The organism is Caulobacter sp. (genome assembly GCF_039596335.1).
In the GTDB taxonomy this organism is placed as follows: domain Bacteria; phylum Pseudomonadota; class Alphaproteobacteria; order Caulobacterales; family Caulobacteraceae; genus Caulobacter.
Genome location: NZ_JBCNJZ010000001.1, coordinates 475,873 through 487,727, shown reverse-complemented (window position 1 = coordinate 487,727; position 11,855 = coordinate 475,873). Strand labels below are relative to the sequence as shown.

Below are 11,855 nucleotides of genomic sequence, written 5' to 3'. Positions count from 1 at the left end.
GGGAATAGAGTGGATTTATAGTGACGGTCCCGGACGAAGGCGGCTTCGATCCTACGGCTCAACCTCTCGACGCGCCTCGGCGCTGCGCATGGCCAGGTCCATGACCGTCATGGTCGCCAGGGCGTCCTGCGGGTTCGACGGGTTTTCGCCTTCGCCGTTCAGCGCGTCGCGCAGACGGGCGTAGAAGGCCGGATAGTCGCCGGGCAGGCTGTCGAACGGGGCCTGGCCGCCCGCGACCCTCGTGAGCACGCCCGGGCGCGGATCGACGCCCCAGCCTTCGCCGCCAGGGATCCCGCCGGCCGCCAGGGCCGCCTCCTGCGGGTCCAGCCCGTGCTTGATGAAACTGCCGCCGGTCCCGTGGACCGCGAAGCGCAGATCGTTGGCCGGGACCAGCGAGCCAGCCTGCAGCACCACCCGCAGCCGTTCGTAGCGCAGCAGCACATGGCAGTAGTCGATCGCCTGGCCGCCGTCCTTCTGGATGGCGAAGTCGGCATAGACGCCCAGCGGCATGCCGAACAGCTGCAGGGCCTGGTCGACCACGTGCGGGCCCAGGTTCAACCAGCTGCCGGCCCCGGGCTTTTCCTTCCACTGGTCGGCGACCACGGGGCGGAAGCGGTCGAAGCGGGATTCGAACTGGGTCACCCGGCCCAGGGCGCCATCGGCGATCAGCTGGCGGACGGTGAGAAAATCGCTGTCCCAGCGGCGGTTGTGGAACACGCTGAGCAGCAGGCCGGCTTCCCGCGCCTGTTCGGCCAGGGCCTTGGCGTCGTCCAGGCGGGTGGCGAATGGCTTGTCGATCAGCACCGCCTTGCCGGCGCTCAGCGCCGCGCGGGCGTGCTCGGCATGGACGGCGTCGGGCGTGGCGACGATCACCAGGTCGATGGCCGGATCGGCCAGGGCCGCAGCGATGTCGGCAGCGACCGCAACACCGGGATGGTCAGCGGCGACCTGGGCTGCGCGCGAGGTGACCACGGTTTTGAGGGACAGGCCCGACGTGGCGCGGATCAGCGGGGCGTGGAACACCTTGCCGGCCATGCCGTATCCCAGGAGGGCGACGTTCAGGGATCGTGTCACGAAGCCTCTCCTGGGAGCGCAAGCCTTACGGATTCGGGATGGTGAACATCCGATCGTAGTCGCGCCAGTGGGCGTTCATGGTCTTGATCTTCTGGCGCAGGTTTTCACGGACGTTCGGACCCAGGCGCAGGGCGTATTCCTCGGTCGTGGTCGGAGCCGCTTCCAGGATCTTGCCGTCCGTGCTGGCCAGCAGCTTTTCCATGGCCACGGCGGTGTCGATCTCGCTGCGGGCCAGGTTCATCAGGTCGGCGCGGGCCCAGTCGGCCTGGACGCCCAGCACGGGGTTCTCTTCCGGCTTGGCGCCGATGGCGGTCACCCGGTCCAGCTGGGCCTGGTACTCGACCATGTTGTCGGCCGAGCGCAGCAGGTAGATCAGGGCCTGGGTGCGCTTGGCGGTCAGGTCCCACTCGGCGCGCGAGGCGGCGTCCGGACGGCTGGCGGCGATGCCTTCAAAGATGGCCTTGGCCTTCTCGGCCTGGGGGATGGCCACGTCGATGGTCTGCTGGAACAGCAGGCGCGCGCCCCAGCCTTCGTACATGCGCATGGCCTGGATATCGGCCAGGTTCGTCGCCTGGGCCTCACCGCGGGCCTGGAACAGATAGGGCTTCCAGGCGACGGTCTCGGCTTCGGTCAGCTCGGCGGGGTAGGGCACCATCGGCCGTTCCAGCCAGCGGTTCAGCACGTGGCCGAACTTCAGCATGCCGCCGAAGTCGAGCGGCTGCATCAGCAGGGCCACCCGGTCCAGGGCTTCCCAGGCCTCCAGCAGGTTTCCGGCCTGGGCCTCGCCGACCTCGCTGACCGCGAAGCGGTGCAGGGCGGCCAGACGTTTCAGGCGATCATCCATCGGCTGGTCCTTGGTCGACTTGGCCAGGCGATAGTTGAAGGCGGCGGCTTCCGGCGAGCCCAGGTCGAAGCCCTTGCGCGGGCTGGTGCTGGGCTTGATGGGCGCGAAGCTGGGCACGACCAGGCCGGCGATCGGGCTGAACGGACCATCGCCGGGCCGTTGCACGCCGGTGTCGAAGCGCTTGCCGTCCGGACCTTCCTTGCCGTTGACGGCCAGACCCGGCGGCAGCTGGCGCACGATATTGGCCTCGGTGTCGGGACCGAAGGTCGGGATCATCCAGCGGCGCGGTTCGATCTGGTTGATGTTGATCCGCACCGTCTTGCCCTTGGCGGCGGCGGCCTGCTGGATGTTGGTCATGAAGCTGACCACGCGGTTGGCCAGTGGCTTGCCGAAGCCGTCCGTATTGCCGTTGGCGCCGGGATAGAGGCCCGGATTCCAGCCAAAGCCCGAGCCGGCGTCGGTGGTCACCCAGATGAAGGTGTCGATCTGCGGGCACAGGTCCAAGAGCTTGCCGGTCGCTTCGCGATACATGGCCAGCACGTCGGGATGGTCGACATTGGCGGCGAAATAGATCTTCCGCGAGCGGGTGATCTGGTCGATGCGCGGCCCGCGATATTCCGGATGGGCGACGAAGAAGTCCTCGGGCAGGACGGTCGGCTCATTGGCGGTCCAGGTGGCGGTCAGGCCATTGCCGGCGATCGCCTGGCAGCGCGCGCCGATCAGCTTCTGCAGCCGGCGGGCGTAGGTCATGTCCATGTAGGGCTGCAGCGCCGCGGGCGGGAACACCTTGAACAGCGCGATATGGTGGGTGAACCAGCCGGGATAGGGATCGTCCTTGTCCAGTTCGAACCGGGCGATCGGCAGGCCCTTGGTGATGTTCATCTGGGTCGCGCCCAGTTCGCGCAACTGACCGGCCTCGTGGTTGAAGCGCTCGGTGTCCTGGCGGTCGAAGCTGGCGTCGGCGGCGGCGTTCTTGGCCGCGTCACGCATGTTGAGCGGCGCGGGCGGCGCCTCGGCGAGGGCGGTCGCCGGACCTGCCAAGGCCGCGAGCACCGTCAGCAGGCGCACTGAATTCCGGATCATTCCCAAGACCTCCCAGACGGCGCTTAAGCGCTCACGTCGGGACGTTATCGATTGGTCAGGCCACTTTCAATCAAATAATGAAATAGAATCCCAACATATGGAAGTTTTGGGCCGTGCTCTTGAAAATCCCTCTCTCATAGAGAGAGGGAGGGGCCCGCCGCGCAGCGGTGGGAGGGTGAGAGGTTACAATCTCGCAGAATAGAGCGCGGCGCGGGCCGCCAAGACGCTCGTCGAAAGGCTGGGATCTCGCCGGCTAGCGGTGCAACCTCTCACCCTCCCACGCCTGACGGCGTGGGCCCATCCCTCTCTCTATGAGAGAGGGGTCTCCTGGCTATTCCGCGATCTTCGCTTCCAGCTCGTTCAGGCGCGTGCGCGTCGCGACCAGGTCCGGGCCGAAGCGGGCCGGGTCGGCGACGGCGAGGCGGCCGGCGATGTCGTAGCTTTCGCGGTAGAGGTCCAGGGCGCGCATCCGGTGGCCGCGGTCCTCACGCAGGTCGGCCAGGCGTTCGAGGTTCACCGACAGGGCCCGCTGGGCGCCTGGATCACCGGACTCTCGGCCGCCGCGCGAGCGGCGCAGGGCCAGCGCTTCCTCGAAGGCCGACAGGGCCACGTCCAGCCGGCCCTCGGCCTCGGCCACGTCGCCCACGCCGCACAGCGCGCCGGCCAGGAGCTCGACGGTGTCGTCGGTGGGCCGGTCGTGGCGGACCTGGCGGGCGTAGGACACGGCGTTCTCATAGGCGTCGCCGGCGTCGTCCATCCGGCCCTGGCCGTGCGCGAAGTCTCCCAGGTCGCGGTGGAACAAGGCCTTGTCCTCGTCCGTCCTGGCGGCGCTCTTCATCGCCATCAGCACGCGCGCGCCCTCGGCCCAGGCCTCGGTGCGGGCGGCCGTTACCAGGCGGACGCGCAGCTCGGCGAAGGTCGGCGGCTGGGGTGGCGGGGGCGGCGCCGCGTTTGGTGCGGGTGCGGTTGGGGGCGGAACAGGCGCGGAGATGGCTTGGGGCTCGGGCTGGGGGCGAGGTTGGGGCTGGGGCGGCGCAAGCGGCGGAACCGGCTGGCCATAGGGGATCCAGCGTACATCGGGCTCCTGGCCCAGGGCCAGCGGCTTGGCGCGAGCCTTGCGCTTCCCGGGCAGCAGGGCGGCGATCACGAGCCCCCCGCCCACGATCGCCGCCGCCATCCCGGCGATCGGGCGATGCGGCTCGAACGGTCCGAGATCGAGATGCTTGGCCCAGTCCCCCAATGGCCCCCAAAGAGGGCCCCAGTCCGCGGCCGCATATCCCGATGTCGCCAGGATCACCCCCAAGACGATCCCGACCAGTCGCGCCAACATCACGTCCCCCCAGACGTTGTCCCGAGTAGAAGAAAGACCCTCCCCAGGGCTCTCCTTCGCCAGGCCGCGCAGATCAGCGCACGGTCTGGTTTCCGTCGAGCCGTCTCAACCGGCAGGGGAAGGTGGGCGCGCCAAGGGTCCTCGAATGACGCCGGGTTGGGCGCCTGGCGCGGCGTTTGCCTTTAAATCAGCCAGGCGCGCGGGCGCGGATAGGCCTCTCCACGCACCAGGTACACGATGCCCATGATGCAGCGGACGACGAACCAGATGCTGACTGCGCCCATGATCAGGCCGCCGATCGCGATCATCGGGATGCCGATGGCCAGCACGATCAGCGGGATTCCGAAGGCCAGCAGGACGGCGCCGATCAGGAACCAGGCGATCGAGAGCCAGAAGGTGCGGATCGCGAAGGTGTAGTGGCTCTGGTTGATCGGCCCGGCCTGGTCGCGGTTCACATAGGCCACGATCAGGCCGATGACGAAGGTCAGGCCGTTGGTGAAGCCCAGCAGATAAAGGCCATAGACGACAGCCGGCAGGACCTTGTCCTCTTCGGCGCGCGTTTCGGTCGGCGGGGTGATGGCGGCGGTGTCAGTCATGGTCAGAGCATCCAGTTCTTCGGGGTCGGATAGGGCTGGCCCTTGAGGAGGTTCGAGAGGCCGACAACGCAGCGCACCACAACCCAGATCCCGACGGCGGGCAGCAGCACGACGCCGATGCCGACCGGGGTCAGCAGCAGGGCGACGATGCCGAACAGCATCGCCAGCCAGAAGGTGCGAATCTGGAACTCGTAATGGCTGGTCAGCCACTCCGGGGCGTCCTTGCGGCTGACATAGGCGATGATCGCCCCGATCAGCGTGGTCAGGCCGCCGGTGACGAGACCGGCGATGTGCAGGCCATAGACGACGCCGGGCAGGGTCTTGTCGTCCTGCAGGCGCGGCGGCACGGCGGGGTCTACGGTCGGATCGGTCACTTCGGGTCCTTATGGAACAACGGTTGACCAATGCTCGCGCCCTTTTGGGTGCGATGCAAATGAAGGTGTTGTAATCGATTATCGATGACGGATCGGTAATGCCGCCCGCGCTGCAGGGAGACCTTCCGTCTACGGCAGCAGGTCGCTGGGCGGGTCGTGCGGATCGAAGTCGGCGCCGCGGCCCAGCCAGGGCAGGGCGGCCACCATCAGCAGCAGCACGAAGCTCATCCGCGCGGCCATGTCGAGGCCGACGCCCGCCATGCCGGCGGTCAGGGAAAACAGCAGCATCGCCACGGCCCCAAGCGCCAGCAGGCCCATGACCCAGGTCAGGGCCGTACGCGCCTGCAGGCGGGCGACGCCGAAGCCGGCGCGAGGGGCGAGATCGGCGCCGACGGCGGCGATGGCGCGGGCCAGTGTCGAGAAGGCTGGCAGGCGGTCTTCATAGCGGCCGGGGCCCGCATAGCTCTGCGAGGTCATCACCACCTTGGCGCGGCCGAAGTTCAGGGTCAGGACGCGGCGATTGCCGCCGTCTTTTGCGGCCGCCAAGCGATAGCGGGTCAGGGCCGACAGCGGGAAGCGGCGCTCGATCCGGCCCCGGGTCTCGGTCAGCGTCCCGGCGTCCAGCGTCCAGACCGTCTCGGGCTGGAAGGGGGCGATCCGGGCGCTGTGCGAGACTTCCACCGTTTAGCTCCGGACGGCGGTGATCTCGACGCCGGCGGCGGCCGCGTGCGGGGCCAGGGCCAGGGGCTTTTCCACCCGCACCCGGGCGCGGGTGACGCGGGGGTCGAAGAAGCAGGCCTGGGCCAGGCGTTCGGCGAAGGTCTCGACCAGGTCGACATGGCCCTCGGCGGCGATGGCGCGGGCGGCCTCGCCGACCTTCTCGTAGTTCACCGTGTCGCCCAGGCGCTCGAAGTGGTTGGCGGCGATGTCCAGTTCGACATCGACGATCAGCGGTTGGGCGCGGCCGTGCTCGTGGTCATAGACGCCGATCTCGGCGTCGACCTTCAGGCCGCGGACGAAGACCTTGGTCACGATGACCTTGGCGAGGGTCTGCGGTCCCAGGCCTTGGGGAGCGATGTCGGTAAGCGGCGAAGCGGCCAACGGTGGCCTCCTAGGGGGCGACGATGTCGGGCGTCTTCCAGCCCAGGTGCTGGCCGCCGTCCACGGCGATCATCTGGCCCGTGACCGACGTTGCGTCAATCAGATAGCGCAGGGCGCCAGCGACCTCATCGGGCGTGGCGCGGCGCTGCAACAGCACCCCCGCGGCCTCGGCCTCGAACTCGCCGGGGGCCTGGTGCACCGAGGGCAGGGTGGGGCCGGGACCGATGGCGTTGACCCTCACGCGCGGCGCCAGGGCCTGGGCCAGGGTCTGGGTCGCCCACCACAGCCCGGCCTTGGCCAGGGTGTAGCTGAAGAACTGCGGATTGGGCCGCCAGACGCGCTGGTCGACGATGTTGACCACCAGGCCGGAAGCGTCCTCGGGCAGGGCCGCCGCGAAGGTCTCGGCCAGCACGATCGGCGCGCGCAGATTGGTCTCGAGGTGGAGGTCCCAGGTGTCGCGGGCGAGGGCGCCGACGCGGTCGTCCTGGAAGGCCGAGGCGCTGTTGACCAGCAGGGTCACGGGGCCGAGCGCGGCGGTCGCGGCGGGGATCAGGCCCCGGACAGCGGTTTCGTCGGCGAGGTCGGCGGCGACCACGGTCGCGCGGCGGCCCAGCGCCTGGACCGCGTCTGCCGTCTCGTGCGCCTCGTCATGCGAACTGCGAACATGGACGGCGATATCATAGCCGGCGCGCGCGGCCTCCAGGGCCAGGGCCTGGCCGATCCGGCGTCCTGCGCCGGTGACCAGGGCCGTACCGCGCGCCATCGTCAGTTAGTCGATGCGGCCGAACTCGACGAGGTTCAGGGTCAGGATGACGCCCAGGAAAATGACGATGACACCGATGGCCAGCATGGCGCGGCTCCGAAGAGAGAGAACAGGTGCTGCGGCTTTAGCGTCCGTGGCCGCTGACCGCAAGCGCGCGGCGCGCTAGAACGGGGCCATGCTCTGGCGCCGTCGCATCGAACCGTTTACCCGCCCGCTGGTCTATGCCTTCTTCCGGATGACGCGGGGCCTGACCCTGGGCGTGCGGGCGGTGGTCACCGACGCGGACGGCAAGGTCCTGCTGATCCAGCACACCTACATCAAGGGCTGGTACCTGCCCGGCGGCGGGGTCGAGCGCGGCGAGACGGCCGAGACCGCCGTGATCCGCGAACTGGCCGAGGAGGCCGGGGTGCAGGCCTTGTCGCGCCCGCGCCTGGTTTCAGCCCACAGCAACGAGGTGCTGCATCCCGGCGACCACGTGCTGGTCTATCGCGTCGAGGCCTGGGAGCCGTGCCCGTCGGACGCCGCGGGCGAGATCCACGCCGTTGGCTGGTTCGACCCTGCCGACCTGCCGGACGAGACCACGCCAGCCACCCGTCGTCGCCTGGCCGAGGCGCTGGGCGGGGCCGATCCCGATCCGATGTGGTGAGTTTCTGGACCAGTTTCTGGCCGGCAGCCCTATGGGAAGGCTTCCCCCCTGAACGCCGATAACATTAAATGGCTGTTTGAAACCGCCCGCCACTTCCCCACCCCCATGGGGGCCAACTAGAGCGGGTCCCACCATCCGAGGGCAGGAGCACGGCATGCGCGAGTACACCAAGTTCTATATCGACGGCGCCTGGGTCGATCCCGTCGCGTCCAAGACCCTGGACGTCATCAACCCGGCCACCGAAGGCGTCGCCGGCAAGATCTCGCTGGGCTCGGAGGCCGATGTCGACAAGGCCGTCCGCGCCGCCCGCAAGGCGTTCGAGACCTTCAGCCAGACTAGCCGCGAAGAGCGCATCGACATCCTCGAGCGCATCATCGCCGAGTACCAGAAGCGCTTCGAGGACATGGCGAAAGCCATCACCGAAGAGATGGGCGCCCCGGCCTGGCTGGCCCAGCGCGCCCAGGCCGCCATGGGCATCGGTCACGTCCAGACCGCGGTGGCGGTGCTGAAGGACTACAAGTTCGAGGAAGACCGCGGCACGACCCGCATCGTCAAGGAGCCGATCGGCGTCTGCGGCTTCATCACGCCGTGGAACTGGCCGGTCAACCAGATCGCCTGCAAGGTCGGCCCGGCCATCGCCACCGGCTGCACCATGGTGCTCAAGCCCTCCGAGATCGCGCCGTTCAGCGGCTATATCTGGACCGAGATCATGCACGCCGCCGGCGTTCCGGCCGGCGTCTATAACCTGGTCAATGGAGATGGCCCCACGGTCGGCGCGGCCCTGTCCAGTCACCCGGAAGTGGACATGGTCTCGTTCACCGGCTCGACCCGCGCCGGCATCGAGGTGGCCAAGAACGCCGCCCCGACCGTCAAGCGCGTGCACCAGGAGCTGGGCGGCAAGAGCCCCAACATCATCCTCGACGACGCCGACTTCCAGCGCGCCGTCGGCGGCGGCGTGGCCTCGGTGATGATGAACTCAGGCCAGTCGTGCAACGCCCCGACGCGCATGCTGGTCCCCGGCCAGCGCATGGACGAGGTGATCGCCATCGCCAAGGCCGCAGCCGAGAGCCACACGGTTGGTGATCCCAATGGCAACCACAAGATGGGCCCGGTGGTCTCCGAGACCCAGTGGAACAAGATCCAGGGCCTGATCCAGAAGGGCATCGACGAAGGCGCCACCCTGGTCACCGGCGGCGTCGGCCGCCCGGAAGGTCTGGACAAGGGCTACTATGTCAAGCCGACCATCTTCGCCAACGTCACCAACGAGATGACCATCGCCAAGGAAGAGATCTTCGGCCCGGTGGTCTCGATCCTGGGCTACGACAGCGTCGATGAAGCCGTCACCGTCGGCAACGACACCGAGTACGGCCTGGCGGCCTACATCTCGGGCGGCGACCAGGACAACGTCCGCAAGGTGGCCAGCCGTCTGCGCGCCGGCCAGGTCAACCTCAACGGCGCCAGCACCGACCTGATGGCCCCCTTCGGCGGCTACAAGATGAGCGGCAACGGCCGCGAGTGGGGCGACCATGCCTTCGGGGAATTCCTCGAGACCAAGGCGATCCTGGGCTACGCAGCGAAGGCGGCGGCGGAGTAGGGCTTCGCTTCCACCGAGCTAGCAACTGAGAGGGCGGGGCCGCGAGGCTCCGCCCTTTTTCATGCTTGATCGCTTATGGCGCGAACTCAAATTGCGCACTCGCATATGGTGAAGTTCGCGCGTCGCCTCTACTCTTCGTGGTTGGAAGGGGAGGACACATGCTCAGATATACATTTATTGCTTTGTGTGCATTGGGCTTAACGGCATGCGCGAGTACGCAGTCGGTTATGCCGCGTGTCGACATCGTAGATCGGCCTGCGTTGGGGGGCGTAGCTCAGGCTGAACTTGGCGACACGATCGTCGAGAAAGGCAAGATTACCACGTTTGATGGTCTGCTTCTCAAGAACGAAGTGACTTGGGGCGATGGAGTTTTACTAAAGAAATTTACGATCGCTCCGGGGCGCCTACGAGCAAAGCAGTCGGATGCTTCGTACACGTATTATTATTCGGATAAGATGACGGTCTATGATGCAATGCTCGGAACCTCGCCTTACATGGCAGGTGGGATTTGCACGAAGAAAGGTGATCCAACTTACGTCCGAGGGTTTTTCCAGACCGGAAAATGCAAAAGCAACTTTAAGCCTACTCCTGAGGTCACGCCAATTCGAGTGACTGACGTTGACGCCCCCAATTTCCGTCAGGAATTGATTTACAACGGTAGGTCTGGTGAGACTTTGAAATTTCTCTACCGGGAATTTTCCGGGGACTATGCTAGGCCGTCATTTTCTCAGGATGTGCAGTACGACCTGAAAGATGGCAACACCATTGGCTTCAAGGGAGTCCGGATCGAGATTGTTGAAGCATCGAATACTCGAGTTTCGTACCGCTTGATCTCTTCCTTTCCTGATCCTGTGAATTAGGGCAAGTGGATCCTCCCCCGCGATGCGGGGGAGGCGGCCCGGAGGGCCGGAGGGGGCTAGCTCGGCCGCCGCAGCACCTGCCCCCTCAGTCGCTCCGCGACAGCTCCCCCGCATCGCGGGGGAGCATCTGCGCGGGGATTGGCGCCGCCCAATTCCCGGTGTTGGTGATCTAGACCTTCACGAAATCAATCGCTTGTCGATTTTACACCGCGCTGCATCCTCCGCGCTCAACCCCGCTCCATACTCTTCCTCACCTGATGGCGCGAAAGGGACGTCCGGCCGGCGATCGTGGCGGCTGTCAGGGGTGGTCGAGCGGGGAGCGCTTGTCGGGGTCTCTTCGGAGACGCCTTCGCGACGGATCCAGCGGCAGGTTCCTTGAAACACAGGACGAAGCTCTGGCGGCGAGGGTTCGGCGGACGCGGCAGGCCTGGGCTGAAATCGCCCGGGCGGTCCGGGACCGGGGTCGTCGCCCTGGCCCGCCCGTCGGGGGCCTCTTTCGAAAGCGGGTTAAGACCCCGCGTTTTGAGGGCTCACCGGATAACGGACTACGCGGAGCGCCCGGCTTCGTCGAAACGGTACTTCCTATTCCAACCTCCGGGCGTCGCCCGGGCGCTCCGTGTCCCTTTCATCCCTTCAGCGGCGCGCCGCGTGAGGCAGAGGGCGTGTGTCTGTGCTAGGCTCCCGCTCATGACCACCGAAACCCCAGTCGAAACCCCGATGCAGAAAGCCCTGCGCCTGAAGCAAGCCGCGCTCGACGCCCGGCCCCAGGCCCCGCGCGGGGGCAAGTTCCAGCGCCAGCAGGCCAACCGCATCGCCTCGGGCGACTCGCGTCCGTGGGGGAGCCGCTGATGGCCGGGCTGAAGGACAAGCGCGGCTTCATCGACAAGGACCGTCTGGACCTCTCTGAGCGTCAGGCCGTCGAGTACTGGATGAAGCGCTGGGGCGTGACCCGCGACCAGATCACCGCCGCCCACCGCAAGGTCGGCCGCATGACCAAGGACATCGCGGCGGAGCTGGGCAAGAAGCGCTGATCGCAGACGCTTTTGCGATCGCGGTTCTTCGGTTACGCTCCGGCCAAACCCTGGGTGGAGACAGACTATGAAGGCCGCTTTCCTCACTGTCGCCGCACTGGCTCTGATGTCGCTGCCGGCCGCTGCTCAGAACAACCCGGCCCCGCCGCAGGTGTTCGACTTCAACGCTCAGCTCCAGGCCTATCCCAGCGGCAGCCCCGAGACGGCCACGGCCGCGCGCTGCTTCAGCGGCAAGACCATCGCAGGCGTCAACCGCTCGGGCCCGCAGACCCTGTACATCCAGTCGGCCAACAGCGGCGTCTACACGATGAAGCTGACCGGCGACTGCGGCGCCCTGGCCCAGGCCGAGCGCCTGTCGATGAACGCGAACGGCAGCGAGATGATCTGCCCGGGTGAAGGCGCCCAGCTGATCGTCAGCACCAGCGCCGGCGACAAGCAGTGCCGGGTGACCGGCGTGAAGCGCCTGACCTCGGGCGAACTGGCGAAGCTGTCGGCGCGCTAAGCGCCGACTTTCGTTTCCGGCAAGGGGCTGCTTCCCCGAACGGCAACCTTGCCGGGC

At 67.3% G+C, this 11,855-nt stretch carries 15 protein-coding genes; 6 read left to right on the top strand and 9 right to left on the bottom strand.

The window, feature by feature from the left end:
• Positions 1-51: 51 nt before the first annotated feature.
• From ABDW31_RS02395 to ABDW31_RS02355, 9 genes are all read right to left on the bottom strand, one after another.
• Positions 52-1,074: an oxidoreductase gene (locus tag ABDW31_RS02395; protein ID WP_184716374.1), complete on the bottom strand. Its 1,023-nt coding sequence runs from the start codon at positions 1,072-1,074 to the stop codon at positions 52-54.
• 25 nt (positions 1,075-1,099) lie between these two features.
• Entirely contained in the window at positions 1,100-3,001 is a 1,902-nt protein-coding gene (locus ABDW31_RS02390) for a hypothetical protein (protein ID WP_184716376.1), read from the bottom strand.
• Positions 3,002-3,332: 331 nt separating this feature from the next.
• Positions 3,333-4,331 carry a tetratricopeptide repeat protein gene (locus ABDW31_RS02385; RefSeq protein WP_184716378.1) on the bottom strand — a complete coding sequence of 333 codons (999 nt, stop codon included), beginning with the start codon at positions 4,329-4,331 and terminating at the stop codon, positions 3,333-3,335.
• 182 nt (positions 4,332-4,513) lie between these two features.
• Positions 4,514-4,927, bottom strand: coding sequence for a hypothetical protein (locus tag ABDW31_RS02380; protein ID WP_184716380.1), 414 nt, complete (start codon positions 4,925-4,927; stop codon positions 4,514-4,516).
• Between the two features lie 2 nt (positions 4,928-4,929).
• Positions 4,930-5,301 (bottom strand): DUF4870 family protein, encoded by a 372-nt coding sequence (locus ABDW31_RS02375; protein ID WP_184716382.1) that lies wholly within the window; start codon positions 5,299-5,301, stop codon positions 4,930-4,932.
• Positions 5,302-5,430: 129 nt separating this feature from the next.
• The gene (locus ABDW31_RS02370; protein ID WP_184716384.1) at positions 5,431-5,982 is read right to left on the bottom strand and encodes a hypothetical protein; all 552 of its coding nucleotides are present in this window, start codon (positions 5,980-5,982) and stop codon (positions 5,431-5,433) included.
• Positions 5,983-5,985: 3 nt separating this feature from the next.
• The gene (folB, locus tag ABDW31_RS02365) at positions 5,986-6,378 is read right to left on the bottom strand and encodes a dihydroneopterin aldolase (RefSeq protein ID WP_184723618.1); all 393 of its coding nucleotides are present in this window, start codon (positions 6,376-6,378) and stop codon (positions 5,986-5,988) included.
• A 34-nt stretch (positions 6,379-6,412) separates the two neighbouring features.
• Positions 6,413-7,165, bottom strand: coding sequence for an SDR family oxidoreductase (locus ABDW31_RS02360; protein ID WP_184716386.1), 753 nt, complete (start codon positions 7,163-7,165; stop codon positions 6,413-6,415).
• Between the two features lie 6 nt (positions 7,166-7,171).
• Positions 7,172-7,315 (bottom strand): hypothetical protein, encoded by a 144-nt coding sequence (locus ABDW31_RS02355; RefSeq protein WP_184724272.1) that lies wholly within the window; start codon positions 7,313-7,315, stop codon positions 7,172-7,174.
• A gap of 25 nt (positions 7,316-7,340) precedes the next feature.
• Here ABDW31_RS02355 and ABDW31_RS02350 point away from each other — a divergent pair, with 25 nt between their 5' ends.
• From ABDW31_RS02350 to ABDW31_RS02325, 6 genes are all read left to right on the top strand, one after another.
• Positions 7,341-7,811, top strand: coding sequence for an NUDIX domain-containing protein (locus ABDW31_RS02350; RefSeq protein ID WP_184716388.1), 471 nt, complete (start codon positions 7,341-7,343; stop codon positions 7,809-7,811).
• A 154-nt stretch (positions 7,812-7,965) separates the two neighbouring features.
• Positions 7,966-9,405, top strand: a complete 1,440-nt coding sequence (locus tag ABDW31_RS02345; RefSeq protein WP_184716390.1) for an aldehyde dehydrogenase family protein — start codon at positions 7,966-7,968, stop codon at positions 9,403-9,405.
• Between the two features lie 158 nt (positions 9,406-9,563).
• Positions 9,564-10,265: a hypothetical protein gene (locus ABDW31_RS02340; protein WP_184716392.1), complete on the top strand. Its 702-nt coding sequence runs from the start codon at positions 9,564-9,566 to the stop codon at positions 10,263-10,265.
• 687 nt (positions 10,266-10,952) lie between these two features.
• On the top strand, positions 10,953-11,114 hold the full coding sequence (locus ABDW31_RS02335) for a hypothetical protein (RefSeq protein WP_184716394.1): 162 nt from the start codon (positions 10,953-10,955) through the stop codon (positions 11,112-11,114).
• Entirely contained in the window at positions 11,114-11,296 is a 183-nt protein-coding gene (locus tag ABDW31_RS02330) for a DUF3606 domain-containing protein (RefSeq protein ID WP_047413801.1), read from the top strand. The genes ABDW31_RS02335 and ABDW31_RS02330 overlap by 1 nt, the downstream gene beginning before the upstream one ends.
• Positions 11,297-11,363: 67 nt before the next feature.
• Entirely contained in the window at positions 11,364-11,798 is a 435-nt protein-coding gene (locus tag ABDW31_RS02325) for a DUF6491 family protein (RefSeq protein WP_184716396.1), read from the top strand.
• The last annotated feature ends 57 nt before the right edge of the window (positions 11,799-11,855 follow it).

What these genes read in the sequence shown, in the direction of transcription:
- ABDW31_RS02360 (WP_184716386.1), bottom strand. Translation starts at nt 7,165, where the DNA reads ATGGCGCGCGGTACGGCCCTGGTCACCGGCGCAGGACGCCGGATCGGC.
- ABDW31_RS02350 (WP_184716388.1), top strand. Translation starts at nt 7,341, where the DNA reads ATGCTCTGGCGCCGTCGCATCGAACCGTTTACCCGCCCGCTGGTCTAT.
- ABDW31_RS02345 (WP_184716390.1), top strand. Translation starts at nt 7,966, where the DNA reads ATGCGCGAGTACACCAAGTTCTATATCGACGGCGCCTGGGTCGATCCC.
- ABDW31_RS02390 (WP_184716376.1), bottom strand. Translation starts at nt 3,001, where the DNA reads ATGATCCGGAATTCAGTGCGCCTGCTGACGGTGCTCGCGGCCTTGGCA.
- ABDW31_RS02340 (WP_184716392.1), top strand. Translation starts at nt 9,564, where the DNA reads ATGCTCAGATATACATTTATTGCTTTGTGTGCATTGGGCTTAACGGCA.
- ABDW31_RS02385 (WP_184716378.1), bottom strand. Translation starts at nt 4,331, where the DNA reads ATGTTGGCGCGACTGGTCGGGATCGTCTTGGGGGTGATCCTGGCGACA.
- ABDW31_RS02380 (WP_184716380.1), bottom strand. Translation starts at nt 4,927, where the DNA reads ATGACTGACACCGCCGCCATCACCCCGCCGACCGAAACGCGCGCCGAA.
- ABDW31_RS02330 (WP_047413801.1), top strand. Translation starts at nt 11,114, where the DNA reads ATGGCCGGGCTGAAGGACAAGCGCGGCTTCATCGACAAGGACCGTCTG.
- ABDW31_RS02335 (WP_184716394.1), top strand. Translation starts at nt 10,953, where the DNA reads ATGACCACCGAAACCCCAGTCGAAACCCCGATGCAGAAAGCCCTGCGC.
- ABDW31_RS02325 (WP_184716396.1), top strand. Translation starts at nt 11,364, where the DNA reads ATGAAGGCCGCTTTCCTCACTGTCGCCGCACTGGCTCTGATGTCGCTG.